Source organism: Cupriavidus sp. DL-D2, from assembly GCF_039710735.1.
Taxonomy (GTDB): domain Bacteria; phylum Pseudomonadota; class Gammaproteobacteria; order Burkholderiales; family Burkholderiaceae; genus Cupriavidus.
Map to the genome: position 1 here is coordinate 1 of NZ_JBDKXK010000010.1, position 22,562 is coordinate 22,562.

Annotated in this window: 20 protein-coding genes and 1 pseudogene; 6 read left to right on the forward strand and 15 right to left on the reverse strand. The window is 61.6% G+C overall.

Translation table 11 applies throughout. The features are described from left to right. The coding region (locus ABDB81_RS07425; protein ID WP_346810572.1) for a GntR family transcriptional regulator at positions 1-168 on the reverse strand (168 nt) is incomplete at its 3' end. Positions 169-320: 152 nt separating this feature from the next. Between ABDB81_RS07425 and ABDB81_RS07430 the strand changes: the two genes are divergently transcribed. Further along, on the forward strand, positions 321-767 hold the full coding sequence (locus ABDB81_RS07430) for a carboxymuconolactone decarboxylase family protein (protein ID WP_137925200.1): 447 nt from the start codon (positions 321-323) through the stop codon (positions 765-767). 22 nt (positions 768-789) lie between these two features. Here ABDB81_RS07430 and ABDB81_RS07435 read toward each other — a convergent pair whose 3' ends face one another. From ABDB81_RS07435 to ABDB81_RS07450, 4 genes are all read right to left on the reverse strand, one after another. Next, positions 790-1,983: a PepSY-associated TM helix domain-containing protein gene (locus ABDB81_RS07435; protein ID WP_346810533.1), complete on the reverse strand. Its 1,194-nt coding sequence runs from the start codon at positions 1,981-1,983 to the stop codon at positions 790-792. Between the two features lie 11 nt (positions 1,984-1,994). Beyond that, the gene (locus ABDB81_RS07440; protein WP_346810534.1) at positions 1,995-4,535 is read right to left on the reverse strand and encodes a TonB-dependent siderophore receptor; all 2,541 of its coding nucleotides are present in this window, start codon (positions 4,533-4,535) and stop codon (positions 1,995-1,997) included. Between the two features lie 80 nt (positions 4,536-4,615). Further along, the gene (locus tag ABDB81_RS07445) at positions 4,616-5,668 is read right to left on the reverse strand and encodes a FecR domain-containing protein (RefSeq protein ID WP_346810535.1); all 1,053 of its coding nucleotides are present in this window, start codon (positions 5,666-5,668) and stop codon (positions 4,616-4,618) included. A gap of 2 nt (positions 5,669-5,670) precedes the next feature. Beyond that, entirely contained in the window at positions 5,671-6,207 is a 537-nt protein-coding gene (locus tag ABDB81_RS07450; RefSeq protein ID WP_160473719.1) for a sigma-70 family RNA polymerase sigma factor, read from the reverse strand. A gap of 133 nt (positions 6,208-6,340) precedes the next feature. Here ABDB81_RS07450 and ABDB81_RS07455 point away from each other — a divergent pair. Both ABDB81_RS07455 and ABDB81_RS07460 read left to right on the forward strand, forming a co-directional pair. Beyond that, positions 6,341-6,531, forward strand: a pseudogene (locus ABDB81_RS07455) (GNAT family N-acetyltransferase); the annotation flags it as partial. Positions 6,532-6,633: 102 nt separating this feature from the next. Next, positions 6,634-7,845 (forward strand): MFS transporter, encoded by a 1,212-nt coding sequence (locus ABDB81_RS07460; RefSeq protein WP_346810573.1) that lies wholly within the window; start codon positions 6,634-6,636, stop codon positions 7,843-7,845. Positions 7,846-7,914: 69 nt separating this feature from the next. Here ABDB81_RS07460 and ABDB81_RS07465 read toward each other — a convergent pair whose 3' ends face one another. Next, positions 7,915-9,090 carry a hypothetical protein gene (locus tag ABDB81_RS07465; protein ID WP_346810536.1) on the reverse strand — a complete coding sequence of 392 codons (1,176 nt, stop codon included), beginning with the start codon at positions 9,088-9,090 and terminating at the stop codon, positions 7,915-7,917. Between the two features lie 181 nt (positions 9,091-9,271). Between ABDB81_RS07465 and ABDB81_RS07470 the strand changes: the two genes are divergently transcribed. Next, on the forward strand, positions 9,272-9,865 hold the full coding sequence (locus ABDB81_RS07470) for a hypothetical protein (protein ID WP_137925208.1): 594 nt from the start codon (positions 9,272-9,274) through the stop codon (positions 9,863-9,865). 257 nt (positions 9,866-10,122) lie between these two features. On the opposite strand, the gene ABDB81_RS07475 is transcribed toward ABDB81_RS07470, so the two are convergent. Continuing rightward, positions 10,123-10,257: a hypothetical protein gene (locus ABDB81_RS07475; RefSeq protein WP_346810574.1), complete on the reverse strand. Its 135-nt coding sequence runs from the start codon at positions 10,255-10,257 to the stop codon at positions 10,123-10,125. Positions 10,258-10,309: 52 nt separating this feature from the next. After that, complete coding sequence (locus ABDB81_RS07480; protein ID WP_346810537.1) at positions 10,310-11,503, reverse strand: DUF4382 domain-containing protein; 1,194 nt, start codon at positions 11,501-11,503, stop codon at positions 10,310-10,312. 363 nt (positions 11,504-11,866) lie between these two features. Here ABDB81_RS07480 and ABDB81_RS07485 point away from each other — a divergent pair, with 363 nt between their 5' ends. Continuing rightward, positions 11,867-12,148, forward strand: coding sequence for a DUF2502 domain-containing protein (locus tag ABDB81_RS07485; RefSeq protein WP_346810538.1), 282 nt, complete (start codon positions 11,867-11,869; stop codon positions 12,146-12,148). A 96-nt stretch (positions 12,149-12,244) separates the two neighbouring features. On the opposite strand, the gene ABDB81_RS07490 is transcribed toward ABDB81_RS07485, so the two are convergent. The 5 genes from ABDB81_RS07490 to ABDB81_RS07510 all read right to left on the reverse strand — a co-directional run bounded on the left by ABDB81_RS07490 (position 12,245) and on the right by ABDB81_RS07510 (position 18,024). Then, positions 12,245-13,045, reverse strand: a complete 801-nt coding sequence (locus ABDB81_RS07490; protein ID WP_137925211.1) for a YecA family protein — start codon at positions 13,043-13,045, stop codon at positions 12,245-12,247. Positions 13,046-13,244: 199 nt separating this feature from the next. After that, positions 13,245-14,087, reverse strand: coding sequence for a lysophospholipid acyltransferase family protein (locus ABDB81_RS07495; protein ID WP_137925254.1), 843 nt, complete (start codon positions 14,085-14,087; stop codon positions 13,245-13,247). A 331-nt stretch (positions 14,088-14,418) separates the two neighbouring features. Next, entirely contained in the window at positions 14,419-15,792 is a 1,374-nt protein-coding gene (locus tag ABDB81_RS07500; protein ID WP_346810539.1) for an L-serine ammonia-lyase, read from the reverse strand. Positions 15,793-15,853: 61 nt separating this feature from the next. Further along, positions 15,854-16,981 carry a C45 family peptidase gene (locus ABDB81_RS07505; protein ID WP_346810540.1) on the reverse strand — a complete coding sequence of 376 codons (1,128 nt, stop codon included), beginning with the start codon at positions 16,979-16,981 and terminating at the stop codon, positions 15,854-15,856. Between the two features lie 59 nt (positions 16,982-17,040). Beyond that, the gene (locus ABDB81_RS07510; RefSeq protein WP_346810541.1) at positions 17,041-18,024 is read right to left on the reverse strand and encodes a tripartite tricarboxylate transporter substrate binding protein; all 984 of its coding nucleotides are present in this window, start codon (positions 18,022-18,024) and stop codon (positions 17,041-17,043) included. 176 nt (positions 18,025-18,200) lie between these two features. Between ABDB81_RS07510 and ABDB81_RS07515 the strand changes: the two genes are divergently transcribed. Next, complete coding sequence (locus ABDB81_RS07515; RefSeq protein WP_346810542.1) at positions 18,201-19,115, forward strand: LysR family transcriptional regulator; 915 nt, start codon at positions 18,201-18,203, stop codon at positions 19,113-19,115. Between the two features lie 428 nt (positions 19,116-19,543). Here ABDB81_RS07515 and ABDB81_RS07520 read toward each other — a convergent pair whose 3' ends face one another. Then, complete coding sequence (locus tag ABDB81_RS07520) at positions 19,544-21,037, reverse strand: DUF1214 domain-containing protein (RefSeq protein WP_137925213.1); 1,494 nt, start codon at positions 21,035-21,037, stop codon at positions 19,544-19,546. A 90-nt stretch (positions 21,038-21,127) separates the two neighbouring features. After that, on the reverse strand, positions 21,128-22,558 hold the full coding sequence (locus ABDB81_RS07525) for a DUF1254 domain-containing protein (protein WP_137925214.1): 1,431 nt from the start codon (positions 22,556-22,558) through the stop codon (positions 21,128-21,130). Positions 22,559-22,562: the final 4 nt, after the last annotated feature.

Consider the following 22,562-nt stretch of genomic DNA (forward strand, 5'->3'; position numbering starts at 1 on the left):
ACCGAGCTGCGTCGCGAGATCCCGGCCAGACGGCAAACGCTGGCCGGATGCCAGCCGACCGTCGACGATTGCCTGTCGCAGGCTCGCATGGATCTGGTCGCCGATGGGCACGGCTGTGGCACGGTCCACCTGGATGGAAAGCGTAGCGGGCGCATTCGGGTCGGTCATGTTGGATCAGTCGTTTTGGCAGTTTTTGGGTCTGTTGCTCCAATGCCCGGCGGAGTAACGTGGCTTTATGACATGTTCCGCGCCCGGCGTCGATATACGGACCGTGCGCCCTGACTGCTCTTTACGTCCCTCAACGACAGGAAAGGACCGAGATGACCCGCTTGAACTGGCAAGACATCGCACCTGACGGCGCGAAGGCACTATTTGGTATCCACCACTATGTAACCAGGAAGACGAACCTGCCGGAAGAACTTGTCCACCTTGTGTTTCTTCGCGTTTCGCAGATCAACGGCTGCGCCCACTGCATCGACATGCACAGCCGCGATCTTCGGAAAACCATGTCGATCGACAAGATCACGTTAATACCGGTCTGGGATGAGGTGCACCATCTGTTCTCCGACCAGGAACGCGCCGCGCTGGCCTGGGCAGAGGAAGTGACCCGCGTCAGCGAAACGCATGCCTCGGATGAAGCGTATGCCGCGGCCTCGGCAGCATTCACGCCCAAAGACCTTGTCGACTTAACGATCACGATCGCCGCAATGAATGCGTTCAACCGACTCGGTGCGCCGTTTCGGCTGCCTGTTGCCGCCGAGGCGTGAGCTGGCGATGGCCCGTGACCACCTACGACCGAAGGCGATTCGTCCTGCGCGCTCTACGCTTGCGCATCCAGATCACGAGGCCGGTCGCGCTGAGCGCCGCCACAAGGATTCCCATGAACGACATCAGCACGCGTCCCGGCATGCCCAGCAGACGGCCGGAGTGAAGTGGCAACTGCGCCTGCATGAAAATGTCGCCCGCAGTGCCTTGCCCCGGCACCTTCTCGCCGAGGATCGCACCGGTATTCCCGTCCAGATAGAGGACCTCGTTCCCCATGCCGTCGTCATCCCGGTCGTCTTCCGGTGTGAAGAACGCCACGCCGTAGATGCTGAAGCGTTGAGCATAGAAGATGGACCCCGCAGGACGGGTCCAGCCGCGGCGGCGACCTTCGGCCTCGGCTGCCGCGATGGCCTGCTCGCGGCTCAATATCGGCTCGGCAATTTCCCGCTCGCGACTGCCTTGGCGCACCTGGAATGGCGAGGGCGTCAACGGAGAGAAAACCGACACGAGCGGTCGCATGACTTGCGTTCCCAGATTCAGCGAGACCGAGGTCACCGCCAGCATCAGCAGCAGACCCCACACCCAGACGCCGCCGGAGCGGTGGATATCGAAATTGAGTTTGAATCCGCCCTGGCGCAATCGGAAGGTCAGCGATTTACGCCAGGCGCGCGCGCTGGGAAACGAGACATATAGCGCCAGGAAGCAGTCCACAATCCAGACAGCGGACACCACGCCCATCAGCCACACGCCAATATCGATACCCCAGCCCTTGGGAATGTGCATGGTGTAATGCAGCTTGTAGAGGAAGGGCAGCAGGTTCTCGCGCGATAGCGATATCTGGCCCCATTGACGCCGCCCCTGCACGTGGCCGCTGGCCGGGTCCACCGCCACCTGGTTGAAGCCAAGGGCGTATGGCGCGCCGGTGGCGGGGTCAATGCGCGCGGCAACACCCAGCATGGCCGTATGACCGGGCTCCAGCGTCAGCGGCAGGAAGCTGACCCGCAGTCGCGGCTCCTCCGCCTCAATGCGGCGCGCCAGCTCAAGAGGCGGAAGCGGGCTCTCCGTCGCACCGGAGGTGGCCTGGAACAGCCGGGGATTCACCCACTCGTCGAGTTCATGATCCCAGGCGATCACCGCGCCGGTCAGGCCGGCGATAAACAGGAAACCGGCGATGAAGAGGCCACACCAGCGGTGCAGCACCACCAGCGCGCCACGCATGCGGCCCCGCATCAGAACTGGTAGCGCGCGGACAGCATTGCATTGCGCGGCTCGCCATAGACGTTGCTCGGGAAACTGACGCTACCGGACAGCGCGTTGTAGTACCGCCTGTTAAAGAGGTTATTGATGTTGAGTTGCAAGTCCAGCTTCGGTATCGGCTGCCATCCCACTACCAGATCGACCAGGGTGTAGGCACCCTGGGCGATGCGGAATGGCACACCGCTCGTGGTGCCCTGGTTGTAAATGGAGTCCTGCCCGTAGATCGAACCACCAATGCGCCAGCCCTGCAATGAGCCGCGCAGCCGGTACATGGTGGACAGTTTGAACAGGTGCCGTGGCGTGTCGGTGTCGAAGATCGCGCCCACGTTGCTGGCTGTGGCGTCCTTGCGATAGCGCGCAATCGCCACGGTGTAGCCAGCCCCCACCTGCCAGTTGGGCGTGATGGCGCCTTGCACTTCGAACTCCACACCCTGGCTGCGCACCTCGCCGGCGGCCGAGTAGCACACTACGGTCGGGTAGCTGGCGCACTGGGTCTGATCGGCGCTGCGGAAGGCACGGTTGTTCTGGTCGATGCGGAACACTGCCGCCGAGGCATTCAGCGCACCTTCGAAATACTCGCCCTTGATACCGATTTCGTAGTTCTTTCCCACCACCGGGTCCAGCAGCTTGTTGCTGGCATCCAGATAATTCTGGGGCTTGAAGATATCGGTGTAGCTGGCGTAAAGCGAGTGGTGGGCGTCAAGGTCGAAGACCAGTCCCGCATATTTCGTCAGTTGGTTGTTGACGCTGTATCGGTTGTGCGCACTGACGGATGGCGTGTTGGCGTTGAAGTTCGGATAAGTGTTGACGGTGTCGTTGTAGTCGAACCAGTCCAGCCGTCCGCCCAGAATCAGTTTCAGGCGATCGGCCAGATTCAGGCGCGTGGTGGCATAAAGGCTTTGCTGGCTGATCCTTGCGTCCATCCAGTCCCGTAACGGAATGTTCGGATCTGCGACGGCACCCGGATTGAAGTTGTAGAGGTTGAGGTTGCTGTTGAGCACCAGGCCCTGGCGGCTATTGCCGTTGAAATCGACGTTGCGGTAGCTGGCGCCCAGTACCAGCTCGTGCTTGCGGCCCAGCAGTTCGAAGGGGCCATTGGCATACACATCCGCACTGCTTTGCTTCTCCCGGTGTGCATTGCGCGCACCCAGCTGGCTGTAATTGCCAGTGGCGTAGCTGTAGCTGAGGTAATGGCCCTCCATGTCGACATCGGCCTGCGCATAGTAGGCCGAGAGGTGCATGCGCCAGCCGTTGTCGAATCGGTGGTCGAGTCCGATGAAACCAGAGTTCGTGGTCTTGTTCCAGTACTCCCAGTCATTGGCGTAGGAGGTGGATCGCGGAAGTCCGAGATCGCTGCCGTCGCGCGCCACGGGCAGACCGGTGAAGCCGTTGCCGTGCAGTCGGCTTTCCTGATGCAGTCCGCTCAACGTGAGCGTGGTGGCGGGCCCAAGATCTTTCTCCAGGATGCCGTAGAACGTCTGGCCGTTGCTGTTTTCGCCGCGCTTGTAGCTACCGTAGTCCTGTGCCGCGATCACCGCGCGACCGCGCAGGGTGCCGTCCTCCGACAGCGGGCCCGAGGCATCCACCTCCGCGCGATAGCGGTCCCAGCTTCCAGCCTTCACACCGACGGACACCTGCGGCACCTTGGTCGGCCGCTTGCGCACAAGATTGATGGCCGCCGATGGGTTGCCCGCGCCCTGCACGAGGCCGGTGGCGCCACGTACGATCTCCACACGGTCGTAGATCGCCATGTCGGTGGCCAGCAGGTCTTGCGACAGGTTGGAACTGTCCAGGCCCACGGGCAGGCCGTCGTACATGATGTTGTCCACATACAGGCCGCGTGAATAGAAGGACGCGCGCTCTGGCCCGAAACGCCGGAAGGTCAGACCCGGAGCCGTCTGCACCACGTCGTTGACCGTTGCCAGGCCCTGATCCTGTATGCGTTGATTCGTGATGACGGTGACCGCCTGCGGCGTCTCGCGCAGCGCCAGCTCAAGCTTTGTGGCCGTGCTGACCGGCCCGGAGTCGGTGTAGGAGCCGGTGCCCTCGGTAGTACCGCTCATGCCTCCAGCCTGCACGACGACTTCGGGCAGCGTTGCGCCATGAGCCGCATCGCCGGTGCTTGCCACCTTGCGCAGTACGTAGCCCGCCGATGTCGGTACGGCGGTGTAGCCGCTGCCGCGCAACAGGTGCTCGAATCCCTCTTCGCGACCATAGCTGCCGTGCAGCGCCGGCGCCTGCATGCCGTGCAACTGTCCGGCGTCCATCACGATCGATACGCCGGATTGCTGCGCGAAGCGGTTCAGCGATGTTGCCAGCGGCCCGGCGGGAATGTCATACCGCGTGGCCTGCGCTGCGGTCTGTGCGCTCGCGGGGGCCGGCGTGGCAAGCCAGAGCGCGGCGGCAAAGCTCAGGTGGGCCGCCACGGCTAGCGGGGTCAGCCGCATATGGCGGCGTGCAACGGTCAGGGCTGGGCGCCGGAAGCGGGCGTTGCGGTGCGGTGTTGCGGACATGCTTGCGGTTCCTCGATTCGTGATCTCTCATGGCCTTGACGCATGAAGATCGGAATGCGGAACCGGTTCGAAGAAAAAGTTTATCGGACCGATGCGGCGGGCATGTCGATGTACACGAGGTAGGGCGTCAGTGTCCGGATGCGCAGGGCGGGGTAGTTGATTGCCAGTAGCTGCAGCGCGCGGTCCGTATCGTCCAGCGGCAGGACGGCATTGACGCGGATACCGGTTACTGCGCCGCGGTCGAAGTACAGCCCGCCCCGTCGATTACGCGCCAGTTCGTCGAGCACATCGGCCAGCGGGCGGTCATTGACCACAAGCTGATGATGCCGCCAGGCATCGTCAAGACTGCGCGCATCGATGGACTCCACCGGACCGATGCCATCCGGCGTGATCCGCACGCGCTCGCCCGCCTGTACGGCGGTCCCTTCGCGCTCCCCGGTCTGACGCTGGCGTGGCGTTTGGGCCAGGACTCTGGATTCGATGACGTCGAGTACCGTGGCGTCAGCCTCGCGATCCACGACGAACCGGGTGCCTAGCGCCCGCATGCTGCCGTCGGCGGTCTCCACCACGAACGGACGGGCGGCATCCTTGGCCACGTCCACCAGTATTTCGCCTTGTACGAGTTCCACGACCCGGCGCGCCGCGTCGTAGTGCAGGTTGACGGCGCTCCCGCTGCGCAGCGTGATGCGGCTGCCGTCGATCAGCGTGTGCGTCTTCCATTCGCCAGAAGCGGTGCGGATATCGGCAAGCAGATAGGCGGGCGGCCAGGCATGAAGGGCCAGCCACGCGGGCATGACGACGAGACAGGCAAAGACCAGCGCCATGCCGGCGCGCTTGAGCCGCTGCTGACGGCGCACGCCGGCACCCGCGGCGTCAAGCGCCGAGCGCGCTGGCCGTCCAGAGCCCGCTGTGCTGTTGCGCACGCCGCGAACCTTCCCGAGCAGGTGCTCGAAACTTGCTGCGGCCGCCGCGTGACGAGGATCGGCGCGCTTCCATCTCTCGAAATCCGCACGCGCCTGTTCACGTTCGTTGGGGTCGTCGGATGAAAGCGCGACGATCCATTCCGCAGCTTGCTCCAGCAGCAGGTCTTCGGATGATGCGGGGGTGCGTTCGGCAGTCGAGCGATGCGGCATGTTCACAGTGGGTGATCCGCCAGGGCAGCGCATCGGGCCCGGCAATGCAGCAGCGCCTGCACGAGATACTTCCGCACCATGCGTTCGGAAACGCCCATGTCTACGGCGATGGCTGCCTGTGTCTGATCATCGAGATAGTGACGCAGGAACGCTTCCCGCACGCGCGCCGGCGCGCCTTCGAGCGCATCGGCAATCTGGGCCAGGGCCTCGACGGCCATGGCAATCTCTTCCGGGGAGGGGTAGCCGGGCAGCGTATCGGCAATGAGCGCGATCTCGGCCAGATAAGCCTGCTCCACCAGTTGCCGGCGTGACCGATCGATCAGGAGACGCTTGGCAATGGTGGTCAGGTAAGCGCGCGGCTGGTCAATGCCAAGCAATGCATCGCGCGAGCTGATAATCCGCACGAAAGTGTCTTGCGCCACGTCAGCGGCATGGTGCGCGCACCCCAGCTTGCCCTGCAGCCAGCGATGGAGCCATCCATGGTGGCCGCTGTAGAGAGCCTCGAGTTCTTGACGCTGCGCGAGATCGGACGAAGACACGTTTGGCCTGCTACGCCCGGATAAGCAGAGTACGGGGCGCGTTCAGTAAATGAGAATGGTTCGCATTGTAATGCAACTTTGGCGCGCGGCCCAGCGCCGGAACTATTGGAAGCAGATGCCGGCGGCTTCGTCAGGCGAGCACATCATGGTTGGCGCCATCTTGGCTGGAAATGCCAGTTCCATTCGTCCGCACGAAAAGCTGGGATTCGCGCATGTTGGCTTGATGCGGTAGTGGGTACGAAGTTTGGCAAGTGGCTGGCCCTGGTTTTCATGCAGTTCAAGGTCGATCATTGCCGTGATTCGGATGGAGTGAGCAAGCAGTAATTCCCCATCGCTACACATTTCCTTCCCCTAGAATTATCCGTGTCTGCGCTGGCTGGCGATGCCATTCGCGTCGGGAGCCAGCGCCGCATGCATTTTCAGAACATGATTCCCCCATCGAATACCGCCTCGAGATCGCGGACGTCTCGTCTCAATCCCGTACTGGCGATAGCCACGGCCCAATTGTTTGGCACATCCTTGTGGTTCAGCGCCAATAGCGCTGCCGATGACCTCGCCAGGGCATGGGGGCTGACCGCCGCGAATATTGGCATGCTCACGGCAGCCGTCCAGGGTGGTTTCATCCTTGGCACGCTTGTGTTTGCACTGTTCGGTCTGGCTGACAGGTTTTCCGCGAGTCGTATTTTTTGTATTTCGGCGTTGCTGGGCGCCGCCTTCAATGCCTGGTTTGCCTGCTTGTCCGGGGACTTCACGGCGGCAATCGGACTTCGGTTCGCCGTGGGTATTTGTCTTGCCGGCATTTACCCGATCGGGATGAAACTGATGATTGGGTGGGCCCCCGAGAGAGCAGGCGCCGCGCTCGCGTTGCTGGTAGGCATGCTGACCCTGGGAACTGCCTTGCCGCACGGGTTGCGCATTGTCGCGGCGCAGTGGCCGTGGCAACTCGTGATGGCGGGATCGTCTGTGCTGGCGTGCATTGCAGCCGGTATGGTCATCTACCTGGGCAATGGCCCGCACTTGCCGGCGCGTCGTGCTGACGGACCGAATCCAGGAAATCCGTTGCGAGCCTTTCGAGCCCGCCAGTTTCGCGCTGTTGCCGTGGGCTACTTCGGGCATATGTGGGAGCTCTACGCGTTCTGGACGATGGTACCCATGCTCATCGCGCGCACGTCGCTTCCTGCCCAGTTTGGGGGGCAGGGCGTTTCCGCACTTGCGTTTGCCGTGATCGGTATCGGCGCCTTCGGGTGCGTCTTCGGTGGATGGCTGACGCGTTGGGTGGGAAGTGCCAACGTCGCGCTGACCGCGCTGGTCATTTCCGGTGTGTGTTGCCTGCTACTGCCAGTGGCCGCCGATACGCTGTCGCCTGGTTGGCTGCTGCTGTTCTTCCTGGTGTGGGGCGCCGCAGTCGTGGCCGACTCTCCACAGTTTTCGGCGCTCGCGGCCAAGGCATGCCCGCCGGCATTGATCGGTGGCGCGCTGGCGATCCAGAACTCGATCGGATTTGCGCTGACTGTGGGGTCTATCGCGCTGGTCTCCACACTGCTGGGCGATCTCGGTATGAAGATCTCCTGGCTTCTCCTGCCGGGGCCGATCGTCGGTGTGTTGGGCTTTCTCTGGCTTCGTCGTAGCGCTCGCTGAAAGACTTTGACCGAGCGATCCCCACCAACTGCAACATGCCGCCATTGCGCTCCCCGCCGTCCCCCGGTGTTAGCGGAGCGCCGGACCCGAGTCGATATCCGGAAAGTGATATAGATGCCTGTTACTTGCCGGTTCGCCGATCCGGATTCCCGCGGGTTGGAACAGGGCGCGACGGCGGTAATTTTCGCTATCGGACTTCGCCGCTGTCTTTGCAAGAGAGACTGCGTCGGCATACGTCATGGGTTCTTTCTCTTTTTCGATTCGAAGTCGCTTAGTCGCTTCGTCAATGCGCACGCTAAAACGGCCGAGGTTGTAGAGCAAGTACATGGCAAAGAGGTTGTCAAAATCGCGATACTCACCTTGCTCTCTTCGGAAATCGAGTGATAACACCGACGGAAAGCGGTCGGGCAGATTTTTGAAGGCAACTTTTGGATCTTCACGCGGTTCAATATATTCCGATGCTTCGAATTTCTTGTATAGAACCACATCCATCTTGTATTGACGCAGATTCCACTGCTCCATCAATTTCAGGGCCATTTCGGTAGGGACATTTGCTGTCGCCGCCGCAACGACGCGCCGACCACGGAGTAGCTGAGGATCGTTGACCTCAAGACGTTCATAGCCTGCGCCGAACTTGAACGCTGCGCCAATAACCTTTGCACAGTTCAGTCTCAGATAGTCGTACTTGACCTCGCCGTGGTGATACTCCGCATTATTCACGTGCCGGTGATAGTCGCCGTTGATACGCGAGAAGTATGAAACCAACGCTTGTTTCTCGGAGGATGGCATGCCGAAGACCCGTATGCCGATGACCGAGCGCTTATAAACTTCGCCGTAGTCGAGGCCAAAGACCGCAAGAGCATCCAGCGATGAAGTCGTCTTGAACAAATACTCCATCTTGGGAACACCGACCACCAATTCCTTAGTGTAGAAGCGACCTTCATGTTCAGGTGCACGGTCGGCGTAGAAATTTGCGGAATACACCGTTTCGTCGGCTGCTCCATCGCTGCGTACCGCCAGTGCAATATGCCCGGCCGAGCCGCCCTTGGATGTCCCGAAGCTAATCAGAAGTTCGAGTTCGTAAGGATCTCGACGCAAAAATTCGGCCAGTTCCAGAATGTTGTCCGGCTCAGGGCCTTCCGTGGTTCCGAACTCGGCTGCCAGGCTGCTTTCGACAACGAGAGCGAGCACCAGGAGCGATAACTCGGCTACCCACTTTCTCAAATGTGGAAATGATTGATGCATAAACAAATTCCTGGGATGCAATGTGATTTCCCCTGTTACAGCATAGTCGGGCGAGAAAGTGATGCAAGATCGTGCGAGGGCGGATCTGGTAGGTCTAAAGGCCATTAGTGAACCAGAGATGAAAGCCTAGAATCCAGATCGGATCGGTCTGACCTTCACCGATGTCCAAAGGAGTACCGTGATGAAGAAGATGTTTCTACTTTCCATTTTCAGTGCTCTTGGGCTGTCGACCGCCGTGCTGGCGCAGGCACAGCCTGACGTAAAAACGGATGTGACTCGATCGCCGGGTCAGGCGACGGCGACGGGGATGGTAACCGCGACAGCCGTTATCACCGCCATCGATGCAGCGAATCGCAAACTGTCCCTCAAGACACCACAGGGAAAGACCGTCGAGATGACCGTCGGCCCCGAGGCCCGCAACTTCGAACAATTGAAGTTGGGAGACAAAGTGACGGTGTCTTATCGGGAGGCGCTGACAGTCAGCCTGAAGAAGGGGAGCGGCGCGGCTTCCATGAAGGAAAAGGAGATTTCCGAACGCTCACAGCCCGGCGAGCGCCCGGGCGGAACGGTGGGGCGCGAGGTTACCGTTGTATCGCAGGTCGTCGCCGTAAATCGTGAGGCGCAGACCATAACGGTCAAAGGCCCACGGGGCAATCTTGTCGATTTGAAGGTGAGCGATCCGGATCATATGACAACCGTAAAGAAGGGCGATCGGGTCCAGGCGGTCTACACCGAAGCGGTGGCGGTCTCGGTCGCGCCCGCCTCAGAAAATTAGACGGCTCGCCAAGGCTTGCGGGCGTTGCAGCGGTGTTTCGCCCGCCTTGGACCCATCGGCCGAGGAAGTCATTCGATTGCGCGAAGCGTTGGCCGAGCAGGTACGGTCACTCAAAGTGTTGAAGACGATGACGGCCAGTTATGGCTGCTCGTGTTACGAATGGTTGCACTGAGGCAGTCGCTTCTCGTTTGCACTCGCATTGGGTAGAGGAAAGGCCGGCCTGTATCGCCGGCCTTAGTACGTTGAAGCGGGCCGGATTAGCAGTTGCCTTTCTTCGCTTGGCCCGGCGGACAGAAGTTGTTGCCCGGCCCGCCCTGGGGACGGGCCGCAGGACCGGGGTCGGACACGTAGTAAGCGCAGCCACCGAGCAGCGTGGTGCTAAGGGTCATCATGACGATGATGGCTTTCATAGTTAGGAAGGCTGACGCCCCTCTTCACACTGGGTTAGAAATTAAAGTTCACGCCGCTCTGGCCGCCGCCGGAAACGTTCGCTGCACTGGTCTGCGTCGCACCGGACGCGCTCGTCGCCTGCACCGAATACTGTCCGGCAACCGATGCGGCCGTCAGGGCGATTGGCAGTGTCGGGCTGTATGTGCCGATCATTGGCGCCGCGGCCGGTAACGTCAGCGAATACGCGCCAGTATCAAGGTTGGCGTTCGCCGAGGCAATTTCGTACGACACCGAGTTAATACTCTGCAGCGCGCGTACCGACGCCTGTGCCGATGCCGTGGCCGTGCCGGACACAGTGTTGGTGACGGACGTTGGCAGTGTGATGGGGGCGCCCGAGGTCGATACCGTGGTCGTCGCGCTCGCCGTAACTGGCACATTACGGATAATGCCGGTTGCATGGCCGGACGGCAGCTTATTGTCGACAACCACTATGTCATAGGTGCCGTTGGTGCTGCTTTGGATAAGGGGCGTCAGGACGAACTGCCCATTGCCATCGGCTACTGTGCCGCGAATGACCTGGCCATTCTGCTCTGCGTAGACCGTGGCGCCAGCCTGTGCGGCAGGCACGAATCCGGAGATCGTGCCGCTCACGGTCAACGGCGTGGCGGTAACTACCGGCTTCAGGCTGTATGAGCCATTGCCCTGCTGGACAATCGACTTGCAAGCATTGAAGTCAAGAATCAGGTCAACCAGCGTGTTCGCAGGCACCGTAAACGGCTGAATGATCTTGTACCCGCTCTGGGTGGCGCTCGGCGTGGCCAGAGGCACCTCGTTCGTCGTGCCCGAGACGACCAGGGAGTTGGCCAGGGAATTGCCTTGGTTCGCGTTCAGCACCAGGCGCACCTGTTGGTACTGGCCGGCGGGTAAGGGTGCGCGGCCAATGTCGAACAACACGCCGTTGGTAAGAGAGAGCAGGTCCACCTTTTGCGGCGCGGGCAGCGTGATGTCCGTCCAGCCACTGTCGTTGTCCCCGGCATTGCTGCTGCTGTTCACCCGCACCTTGTTGACCGTGACATAGACGTGATCAAAACCGCAGGACGGGGCATCGGTCATTGCCACATGCAGGGTGCCATTAGTCGGTGCGTTGTCGCTGCTGCTTCCGTCACCGCCACCGCACGCAACCACGATAAAGGGCACCGGCAAAACGGCGAATATTCTCTTTAGATTAAGCTGGCTTCTCGTTATCATTTTTTTGACCCTCCTCAGGGCTCGATGGAGCCTGCAGCATAGGGGAAGCGCGTTCGCGGCAACGGGGCGGCATTGCAACGATCTGTAACAGGAATGAAACAGCCGTATTCGCCGTTAAGCTGGCTCCGAAGTTCGAGCGCCTGAGTTTAGACGCGGGATATCTCGAGAAAAATTGTCCCGAATATCAAAGCGCGATACGCGCGAAATCCGAAGAGAACGCGAACGTGCCAGTTGTAACGTCGCATGGAGTTGCCCCCCGCCCACAATGGCGAGCTCCGGTTTGGGCATTGCCATTGACGCCCGATATGCAACCCAAGGTAGTATCGATGGTTTCCTTCTTTCTCCCCACAACAAGGAGCTTCCGTGAAGAAATCTGTCGTTGCGATTACGCTCGCATGCAGCGGTTGGGCCGCGAGCGCGGCTGATGTCAATGTCTTCGTTGGAAATACGAGCATCCACGCGCCCGGTGTCAGCATCACCTTTGGCAGCCGAGATAGCAGGGGCTACTACTGGGATGGCGGGGAGTATCGCGATCCGGATTACTGGCGCAAGCACAACGGCCCCAAAGGCGAGAAGTACTACACCGGCCGCGGCAAGGGAAATGGCGGTTGCCCACCGGGGCAGGCCAAGAAGGCGAAATGCTAGTTGCCTTCTGAAGGGCCGGAGGGGCCCCGGGTAATCAGGCAGACGTCGCGCCGACCTGCCACGTGCAACTGACCACTGCAAGACAGCGGCTTGCCCTTATCCTCCGTGGCACTTCTTGAACTTCTTGCCGCTGCCGCAAGGGCACGGGTCGTTGCGGCCGGGCTGGTCGCCTGTCACCACGGCCTCCACGCGCGGGCCCAGGCTCTTCCAGATCTGGCGCAAGTCGTAGACCGCCCAGATCGCCTCGCCAAAGGTTTCCAGGCGCGCTCGGCTCGTGCTGGGCGGGCCATCTTCGCTGTACATGCGGACTTCGGGCTCGCCGGTGTCGTCCTCGGTCAGGGCGACGATGCTTTCGAGCGCGTCGTCCAGCCACTGGGCGACCTCCTTGTCGCGCGGGGCGGCCCATTCCTCGGGCCAGTTCTCCACCACGAACATGAAGCCCAGCGCCCACACTTGGCCAAACGACGGAATTTCCCGCCCATCCATCTCAGGGCGCTCTTCCTGGGGCAGGCTCAAGACGGCGCCGCGGATGTCCATTGCCTCAGGATAGAAGGTTTGGTCATCCTCCAGTGTCTCCACGGGCTGGTCGAGCTGGTGCTCCACCTCATTCCATCGGCGCTGCCACAGCGCCATGAAGCGGGTCTGCTGGGCCGCGTCGTGGAACGCGGGCAGCAACGGCAGCGGGCTGCCCTCGGGCACGTCGAGCACAGCACCGTCTCCCAGCAGCATGGGCAGGTAGTCGGAAGCGGGGATGCGGCGGCGCGTGCAGACCAGGGCCGTAAGAAAGCCGTCGCAGAATTCCCATTGTGGGATTTCCTCAGCGCGCTGGCGCAGGTCGTCCAGCAGATCGTCGAGCTCCTGGAATTCGTCGGGCGTAAGAGCGGTGGCTTCGGTCATGGGGTGGGTTCTCGCGGTGCTGGGTGGAGATGCGCTGGACGCATCGCCGCGAAGTATAGCTCCGGTCGTGCGCCGGTCGTGCGCCGGTCGTGCGCCGCACTTCCGCAAGCGGCCGAAAACAGGCAACGATGCCGATGCCGATGCCGATGCTTCCTGCAATGATGGTGCGCGAACCGATCCGGTCGGTAGCGCGGCGCGCTTATTCGGCTGGCCGAGGCGGCGCGCCTGGAGGCGCCTTGTAGCGGTTGTAGCTCCAGAGGTACTGTTCGGGAAAACGGCGAATCAACGTTTCCATCGCGTCATTGAGGACAGCAGCTTGGGCGGTTGGTTTTTCCGGCATCTCGCCGGGCAGCCGCGTCAGGTGCAGGCGCCATCCGCGCCCGCTTGGCAGGCGCTCGCCCGACGCGAGGATCACGGCTGCTTTAGTCTGTGCCGCCAGCTTTCCCGGCAGCGTCATGGTGAACGCCTGTCGGCCAAAGAAAGGAACCCACACGCCCTCGCCAAGGCTCGGTGCCTGATCGGGTAGCAAGCCCACGGCACCGCCTTCACGCAGCGTCCGTAGAAAGGCGCGCACGCCTTGCGACGAGGCTGCCACAGCGGTCAACTCGGAGGTGGAGCGAGCGCTGTCCATCAGCGTTCGCAGATATTCCTTGCTGGGCGTGCGGAACATCACGGTGAGCGGCATCCGCTTGGCAACATATCGCGCCGTAATCTCGAAGCTGCCCAGGTGTGGTGTGAGGAACAAGATGCCCTTGCCCTCGGCGCGGGCGGTATCAATGACGTCCCAGTCGTCGCAGATGACGCGCGTGATGCTGTCGTCACTACGAAACCAGATGCGACAGGTTTCGAGGATCATGGCGCCGGCCTCTCCGGCCGAGTGGCGCGCAAAACTCGCATCCGGATAGCCAGCTTGCGCGGCATTCTCCTGGAGGCGTTGCCGATATCGCCCGGGCAACATGTAGACAAGACGGCCTAGCGCACGACCGATGGCGTGCAACACGGGCAGGGGCAGCACTGCCAGCCCGCGGCAAAGTGTTGGCAGCCAATGAGAGCGAGTTTGGGATTCCAAGACCAAATCGAAAACGGGGTTGACTCTTGCGAGTACGTGATGGTGTTTCTACCGCAACCGCCCCCGCAGATAAAGTGCTACGTTGGAAAAGACTGTTGCGCGGCATGGACGGTGAGCATGCCAAGAATATGGCGCTAAAGGCGACGTACGTGGCCGTACGCTTGACCGCGTGTCATCCCCTCAGCGGGGATCATTTCAACACGAGCAGGCTTCGGTGTTTTGCAGTTTTGAACGGAGATTTCGTTTCTGCATTCTGCGGTTACGGCGTCGGCGGCAGCTATTGCGACACATCACATGTCCGGTGTCAGCATTCGATGACGTTGACCGCCAAACCGCCTCTCGCGGTTTCCTTGTACTTGGTCTTCATATCGGAACCGGTTTCGCGCATCGTCTTGATGACCTTGTCCAGGCTGACGTGATGACTGCCGTCACCATGAAGCGCCATCCGAGCGGCACCAATCGCCTTGATCGCGCCGATGGCATTTCTTTCGATGCACGGTATCTGGACGAGCCCACCCACAGGGTCGCACGTCAGCCCGAGATGATGTTCCATGGCGATTTCCGCGGCATTCTCGACTTGCTCGACGGTGCCGCCCAGTACCGCACACAGTCCGGCCGCCGCCATTGAGCACGCGACGCCGACCTCGCCCTGGCATCCGACTTCCGCGCCCGAGATGGAAGCGTTCTTCTTGAAGAGGATGCCGATGGCGGCGGCGGTCAGCAGGAACTCGACGACGCCGTCCTCGCAGGCACCAGCTTCGAACTTCATGTAGTAGTGGAGGACGGCCGGAATGATGCCGGCAGCGCCGTTCGTTGGCGCTGTGACCACGCGGCCGCCTGCCGCGTTTTCCTCGTTGACGGCCAGGGCGTACAGCGTCACCCAGTCCATGGCATCAAGCACGTCGCCGGAGGCGCCACGCGTGCTCAACTTGCTGAACAGGGGCGCCGCGCGCCTGCGAACATGGAAGCCGCCGGGGAGAACGCCTTCGGTGCGGCAACCTCGCGCCACACACTCCTGCATCGTCTTCCAGATGGCCAGCAGTGCGCCACGGGTGTCTGCGGCGGGCCGCCAGGTCTCCTCGTTCCGCCGCATGACCTCGGCGATCGAGATGCCCAGCGTCGCCGCGATGGCCAGCAAGTCATCGGCGTTGTCGAATGGCAGTGGCAGCGCCACCTCCTGGGGTGACTCCATGCCTTCCCGGTCCGTCGCTGGCTCGGGCACGACGAACCCGCCGCCGATCGAGTAGAACGTCGACGACCTGAGTTCCGCGCCGTCAGCGGCAATCGCGACGAAGCGCATGCCATTCGCGTGCAAGGGCAAGCTACGTCGATAGAAGACGACGTCCTTGCGCGCGTCGAAGGCGATCGATTGGTCGCCATTCAGGGCAAGAGTGCCTGTGTTGCGGATCTCGGCCAGGTATTCCGGGATACGTGTGACGTCGACCGTTTCGGGATCATGGCCGGAAAGGCCCAGCAGGATCGCGGTGTCGCTGCCGTGTCCCTTCCCGGTTGCACCAAGCGATCCATATAGTTCGCTTCGCAACTGCGTCACGCTGCCGAGCGCGCCGTGGTGTTCCAGCGTCTGCACGAACTGCTGTGCTGCCCGCATGGGGCCAACCGTATGCGAGCTGGATGGCCCGATACCAATCTTGAAAAGGTCCAATGCACTGAATGGCACGCGAAATCTCCGGAATGACGACATCTCTCTGGCTACCGCACAGGACGTGAGTGGCCTGGTCCTAAAGCGTGTATTCCTGGAACTCGCGGCACTCGTATGGTTTGCGCGCAATCCACATGACCTTCTTGGAGACATCCATCAGGGTTGTTGCCACCGTCGCCGAGATGCTGCTGAAATCGCCAGGCTTGGGGCTGCGCAAGACCCCATCGGGGAATCCGAAATCGTCGGCCAGGATGGTGCGGACGTCGTTCCATTCGATGCCCCGGTCCGTAATGGACCGTAGTCCGTTCTCCACGCGATGCTGCCGATACAGGCTGTCGGGCCGCGCGGCAAGGCCAGGGTCCCGCAGCCTCGACACTGCCACGCGCGAAAGCCAGTGATTGGCATGCACCAGCACGTCGTCCTGGGGAAGGGTCCAGTACACGTCGGTGGGCGCGGCTTCGAGGCTGGCGCATGCCCCATCGGTCGCGCTGCTCTGCGCGAGGATCATGTTGCTGGAGCAGTAGCGGCGCGCGCTCCATACGGTTCGCATCGCATGCGCAAGGTTGGGGGACTCCAGCAGCCGTCGGCGCAAGAGCACGACCGGAACACCTGGGCCATGCTGATAGTCCTCATGGCAGGACAACGCATTTCCCGTGAGCGACACGCCATGACTGTTGAACCCGTGCCGTGCGAGGGCACCGGCTTCCGTGAACGCGAGGATATCCGGGCCATTGTCGGCGCGGATGCGCAGCACGATGCAGGTGTCCACGCATTCCTGACGCCAGTCCCAATTGTGGGCGTGCAGCAGCCGGCCCGTGGCAGAGCGCTTTGGCAACACCACCAGTCCGGTGCAATCGCCGTCCTCGTTGCCGTCTTCCAATGTTGCACTGGCACCGATGGTCGAAAAGCCATAGAGCATTTCTGTGCGGCAATTGATGACGACGACGTCTTCAAGGGACGTGCCCGCGCCTTCGGCGATGCCTCGGATTTCCTCCAGATAGGCTGGCTCGAAGGCTTCGATCTGCGGGAGCATGGCGCGTGCGAGACGGTCGATCGTGGCATCGTCAAGGCCACGACGGCCAAGCTGGGCACGGTATAGCGTGGCGCCCGCCGCAATGCGTTCGGGCACTGCCCGCCCATGCTGGAGTCCGCGGTGGTATGGGTCGCCGGTCACGTCCACCAGCGGGAAGTATTGCGCTGCACGCATTCGAATATCCTTCATCCTGCAGTTTTAAGAGGGCGAGGCAAGCTGCCCGCAACGGGGTCTTATTGCGCAGCCAGATTCAGCGATTTGACCAACGGGCCCCATTGCTCGGCGTCCAGCCGGGTGGCTTTCGCCACGGCGGCCGTGGACTTGTCCGATGGCTCCGTCATGTAGATCCTGCCCAGCTTTTGCCGGGACTCGGGGTCCGCCCACATCTTCGCGGTGGCCACGTTGAGTTTCTGAATGATGGCGTCGGGTGTACCCTTCGGCGCCACGAGACCGTACCAGCCACCGCCCAGCGACTTCGGGATACCGACTTCCGCCTGCGTGGGGACGTCGGGCATCTCGGGCACGCGCTTGTCGGCAAATACGACTAGCGGCTTGACTTTCTTGTCCTGGATGAACGGGATGGCGGAGAAGACCACGGCACTGGTCAATTGGGTTTCGCCGCCTACTACGGCCAGCAGGGCAGCGGCGCTGCCCTTGTAGGGAACATTCAGCAGATCCACGCCAACCTGTCTGGCGAATATCTCCATGTTCAAGTGGGTCGAATTGCCTTTGCCGGCGGTGCTGTAGGAGTACTTGCCCGGCGATGCCTTGGCCAGACGGATCAGATCGGCAACGTTGTTGGCTGGAAGCGCATTGTTGGCGAGCAAGACCTGCGGCGTGGTGGCAAGGATGCCGATGCCGGCGAAGCTCTGGTCAGGATCGTAATTCAGCTTGCCAAACGAGAAACGGTTGAGCGCGAGATTGGACTGTGTGCCACGCAGGATCGTGTAGCCGTCTGCCGGCTGGGTGGCGACGTATGCAGCCGCGATCGAGCCATTCGCGCCGGCACGGTTTTCCACTACGACGGTCGTGCCCAGATGCCGCGCCACGTAATCGCCCCAGATGCGCGCAAGGCCATCCGCACCGCCCCCCGGGGGAAGCGGCACCACCAGCCGTATCGGCTTGGCCGGAAAGTTGTCCTGAGCGAATGCGACAAAGGGCAGACAAGTGGCGGCCGCAGCACTACCGTACGCGAGGGCCAGGAAAAAATGCTTCATCTTCAGTCTCCGCAATTCAGGCCGCTGCGATCTGCAACACCTGCTTGTGCGAGAAGTATGGACCCAGGAAACCTCAACTTTTCATCATATTTATGCCGTATGACATACCATAACGGGTATGTTTCAGCGTTAATCTCGAATGCTCTTTGAGGGCGGTCCTAAATCCAAACCAAACAATGAATTTCCTATCACTCCGACGTTTCGACCTGAATCTGCTGGTCGTATTCGAGTCCCTGATGGAGACGGGCAGCGTCACCAAGACCGCGGAAAGGCTGGTGCGCACGCAGCCGGGCGTGAGTCGGGATCTCGCCCGACTACGGGAGGAGTTGGCTGACCCGCTGTTTGTCAGGGTGCGAGGAACACTGGAGCCCACTGAACTTGCTCGCAATCTACGCGGCACGGTCAGGCAGGCACTAGAAGCCGTCGACCAGGCGCTGGAGGAGGGTGGGGGGTTTCGTCCGTCAGAGTCAACGCAGGTATTCAAGATCGGCACGACGAGTGCCGTCGAACTCCTGCTGGCCCCGTTGCTGCATAGGTTCCTGGAATCCGCGGCGCCTGATGCAGGTGCCTATTTTTTCCCGGCGTACGGGGATGTCACGCCCGTCGAGGATCTCGAAACTGGTGCTGTCGACATTGCAATCGGTCGCTTTGACCATCAGGCGCGCAACATCACGTTCTTTCCACTGTTCGAAGAGCGGCGCGTATGTCTTGTGCGGCGCGATCATCCGCTTGGCGACAAGCGGCTTGAACTGGCCGATCTCGCAGACATGCGCTTTATCAGCACGATCAACATGCTTGGACGCGACAACGATGTCGACAACATGCTCAAAAAGCATGGGCTGTCGAAGCGCAAATTTCCGATGTACGTGTCGACGTTGTCCCTGGCGCCGTTCGCCATGCAAGGCAGCAACGCGGCAATAACGCTGCCGGTGCGTGTAGCGCGAATCCTGGCAGACCAGTTCGACCTGAACATGCTGGAATTGCCCGAAGAGTTACCAAATCGCATGTATTCGATTGCATGGCATGCACGTTGGGACACGTCGCTGTCACACCGGTGGTTCCGCGATGCTGTCATATCCATGCTCAGGTAGCTCGGCGGCGAGGCATTCGAAGGTCTCCGATCGACCCATTGCAGACGCTCAGATTTGAGCTGCGGGCGACTGAAGCTAGTAGTTCAACGGTCATTCCATTGCCTAAAATCGCTACACCCGCCGCTCGATGCATTCGAGCCCCCGCACATCAGGAATCACAAAGCGAGAGTAGGTGCGCGGATCCAACCGTCTTTCTCCAGTTGCTTGAGCTCCCGGTCACCATCGGGCGAGATCGGCCCAAGAATGCGGGGCCAGACATTCGATTCGGCCGACGCCGATACCACGTCGCTGTCGCTTCGCACCAGCTATGCGCTGGCCAATGTGCAGAATCGATTCTCAGGGCGGCCGTAGGAGGCCGCCACAAGCTCTGGCGCGGTTGAGGCGCAGACCGACCGCCTCGGGGAGCCTTCGCGTGCCCGCACCTGCGCCTACGTGCCAACCAATTCAAAGTCCGGCATCTTGAACGTCTTGTTGTTCATGGCGTCGGTAGCGCCATAGAAGCGCATGGTCGGCATGGGGCGCTTGCCCTCGCTCGGTAGCCAGTTGGACTCCAAGCCCCCCGGTGCCCGGGGTCCAACGTAGATGGTCACGCTGCCATCGGGGTTCTTCCTCATCTTGTCCAGATCATAGGAGGACAGGGTGGTGCGGTTGGAATCGCTGTAGATGAAGGCGAACGTGGCGTGGTCGTAGACGGTGAGCGCCCAGAACTGCTTGACCGGCATGTCGCGCGGCACGTCCACCTTGTACAGCTTGCCGGGCTCGAGCCGTTTGCCGTCCTTGTCGGCCAGGGCGACCATATAGTGCGTGGCAGGGGCTACGCCCAGTTCCTTGGGCATATAGGTGCACCAGAAGTACTCAGCGGCACGCTCTATCAGGTCTATCCGATCGTCGTAGGTGAAGGTGAAGCGACGGTTGGCATCGGTTTGCAGTAACGACACATAGTGCCGATCCGGCCAGTAGACGCGCTTCACCATTTCAGTGTCGAACCACTGCTGCAGGAAGAACCAGGCGTCGATCGCTGCCTGACGCATCGCCCGTTTCGCGGTGTCGTCGGGTGTGAACGGCTTGCCCTTCTCGATTCCGAGGGATTTCAGCATCCCCATCATCACCTTGTCCTGCTCCTTCACCGGCTCCACGCTCAGGATCTCGTGCATGTCCGCGAAATGCCGCTCGTCATAGAACGGCAGCGTCGGATACCGCTGGTTGGCCGGGTCGACAAAGCGCTGGCGCGGCGGGCTGGCAGCTTCGGAGAGGTAGTACATGCGCAGCCGTTGCGCATAGTGGTAGGCGTCCTCCACGGACTTGCCGGGCGCGCGTACCGAACGAAAAGCGAGGGCGATCCGGTAGTTTGGTGACGCCACGTGGATATGGCCCTTTGGGATCGGATCCTTGTAGCCCGGTGGCGTGAACAGGTACTTGCCACCTTTGCCCTTGTCCATGCCGGATGGTCCCACGTCGGCAATCGTAAACTGCCACGCGTCCACCACCTGTCCGTAGACGCTGCCATCGGGTCCGGCCTTCGGTACCTCCAGCACTACCGGGCCCTTGCGCAGGTCGGTGTAGGCGGCGATGTAGGGCGTCGAGCTATTGGCGGTGATGGCCTCGAGCCGTGGCGTTGCCGGTGCGGAGTACGCAATGATGTCGTTGTCCTGCATCCCGAGGTCCGCGAACGCTGCGCGACGGAACGCGAAAATCGCAATCGCCGGCATGTTCCAGAGCACGGCCTCGAAGGCGCGGTGGTATTTGATCTGGTAATCGAAGTCTTTGACGGACGGCGCGCTTCCCGGTGGAGGCTGGCCACCCAGAGGCTCGCGACTTCCCTGCGCGGGGGCAGCGCCCGCAGGCTGGGCGTCCGCCGGTGCGCCCGTCGTGGCGGCAAGGGCACCGCCCGCGGTGGAAACCAGGAATTGACGTCGATCCATCGCAATGCTCCCTAACGTTCATCACGTTTCGGTCGTCAGAAGGCGGCGCCGTCGGCACGGCCGGATTGCCGCCAAAAGTCATGTCTTGCGTTACTTGCTGACACGCTCCATCTGCGGAAGCTTCCAGGCGCCTGAGATGATCGCGTCCTTCGGCTGGTAGATACGCAGCATTGCGTAGAAGCCCCCGCTCGGCGATGGCAGCCAGTTGACGCTCTCGGCCGGTCGTCGCGGCGACACGGTCACCGAGAAGCTGCCGTCAGCATTCTTGTGGATGTCCTGTGTATCGCTGCCAAACTTGTATCGGCTGATGGGGTTGTCGATCAGCATCTTGGTCTTGGCGTCGTAGATCGTCAGCGACCAGAACGCGTTGTTGGGTGGCTCACCCGAGAACCGCACCACATAGTCGTTCGCCCCATCCAGTGGCTGGCCCGCCTGGTCCGTGTAGCGGATCGGGTACACCGCTTCCTTCTCGCCCTGTCCGCCAAGGTAGGGCCCGGCCACCACAGCGCGCAAGGGATAGTCGTATCCGAAACTGTCCAGCCCTCGCACGTAATTCCAGCCCTGGCGCACTTCCGATGCCTGGGCGACGGCCGATACCGCAATCAGCGGCGCATCGTTGATCGCGCGCATCAGGCCCTTGCGCTGGCTCTCATTGAGCTTGGTCGGGTCGAATCCCTTTGCCGTGAGGCCGATCCGCGCGAACTGCTCTGCGAGCGCCTTGTCCTCGATGCGAATCGGGTTGTCCTTCAGCGCCGCGCCCAGGTGCTTGTAGAACCCAAGGGGATCAGTTCCGATATCCGGCAGTGGCGCGAGCGAGGCGGCAGGTGCCTTCCAGTCCTTCTTGCCCACCGCCGACAGCGGGCGGAGGTCGAACGTATCCTGCAGGGCGTGCAGCTTCTTCATATCCTCGCCAGGGGAGACACGCATACGGCCCCACAGCCATACCTTGCTGGTCTTGATGTCCAGCCGTTTGACACCCGCCGGCAACTTTCCTTTCCAGCCCGGGCCGACAAGGGCAAAGCGGCCGGCCTTGGTGCCTGTCACGCGGCGGCCAATGTAATGCTCCAGCTCTTGCCACATGTTGAAGGTGTCCACTACGTAGTAGCGTCCGCCGGTGTCCGGAACCGAGAGGATGTAGGGCTCGCGAGACAGGTCCACCACCGCGCTCAGATACGTGGTGTCGTTGTTCGCGGTTGGCATGTCCAGCGCCGACGGCGTGGCCAGGTCCCGCGCCCAGCCGATCTGGTTCAGCGGGGCCCGATAGCTGGTGGAAGGCTTCGGATTTGGCACGTCGATGTATTCCCGTGCCACGCGCTCCATTCTGACTAGCGGATAACCCCAGACGTAGGCCGACAGGCCAAGTTGATACGCATCGAACTCATTCCCCTTCGCGACGTTCTCCGGCGTTCCGGCTGTTTCCAGCAACGGGTCAGGCCAATCCTTTGCCTGACTTGCCGGGATCACACTGCAAAGAACTGCTGCCGCCAGACTCATGGTGATGCGCTTCGAGAGGCTTGTCATCGGG

What these genes read in the sequence shown, in the direction of transcription:
- ABDB81_RS07430 (WP_137925200.1), top strand. Translation starts at nt 321, where the DNA reads ATGACCCGCTTGAACTGGCAAGACATCGCACCTGACGGCGCGAAGGCA.
- ABDB81_RS07435 (WP_346810533.1), bottom strand. Translation starts at nt 1,983, where the DNA reads ATGCGTGGCGCGCTGGTGGTGCTGCACCGCTGGTGTGGCCTCTTCATC.
- ABDB81_RS07440 (WP_346810534.1), bottom strand. Translation starts at nt 4,535, where the DNA reads ATGTCCGCAACACCGCACCGCAACGCCCGCTTCCGGCGCCCAGCCCTG.
- ABDB81_RS07445 (WP_346810535.1), bottom strand. Translation starts at nt 5,668, where the DNA reads ATGCCGCATCGCTCGACTGCCGAACGCACCCCCGCATCATCCGAAGAC.
- ABDB81_RS07460 (WP_346810573.1), top strand. Translation starts at nt 6,634, where the DNA reads ATGATTCCCCCATCGAATACCGCCTCGAGATCGCGGACGTCTCGTCTC.
- ABDB81_RS07465 (WP_346810536.1), bottom strand. Translation starts at nt 9,090, where the DNA reads ATGCATCAATCATTTCCACATTTGAGAAAGTGGGTAGCCGAGTTATCG.
- ABDB81_RS07470 (WP_137925208.1), top strand. Translation starts at nt 9,272, where the DNA reads ATGAAGAAGATGTTTCTACTTTCCATTTTCAGTGCTCTTGGGCTGTCG.
- ABDB81_RS07475 (WP_346810574.1), bottom strand. Translation starts at nt 10,257, where the DNA reads ATGATGACCCTTAGCACCACGCTGCTCGGTGGCTGCGCTTACTACGTG.
- ABDB81_RS07480 (WP_346810537.1), bottom strand. Translation starts at nt 11,503, where the DNA reads ATGATAACGAGAAGCCAGCTTAATCTAAAGAGAATATTCGCCGTTTTG.
- ABDB81_RS07490 (WP_137925211.1), bottom strand. Translation starts at nt 13,045, where the DNA reads ATGACCGAAGCCACCGCTCTTACGCCCGACGAATTCCAGGAGCTCGAC.
- ABDB81_RS07505 (WP_346810540.1), bottom strand. Translation starts at nt 16,981, where the DNA reads ATGCGTGCAGCGCAATACTTCCCGCTGGTGGACGTGACCGGCGACCCA.
- ABDB81_RS07510 (WP_346810541.1), bottom strand. Translation starts at nt 18,024, where the DNA reads ATGAAGCATTTTTTCCTGGCCCTCGCGTACGGTAGTGCTGCGGCCGCC.
- ABDB81_RS07515 (WP_346810542.1), top strand. Translation starts at nt 18,201, where the DNA reads ATGAATTTCCTATCACTCCGACGTTTCGACCTGAATCTGCTGGTCGTA.
- ABDB81_RS07520 (WP_137925213.1), bottom strand. Translation starts at nt 21,037, where the DNA reads ATGGATCGACGTCAATTCCTGGTTTCCACCGCGGGCGGTGCCCTTGCC.
- ABDB81_RS07525 (WP_137925214.1), bottom strand. Translation starts at nt 22,558, where the DNA reads ATGACAAGCCTCTCGAAGCGCATCACCATGAGTCTGGCGGCAGCAGTT.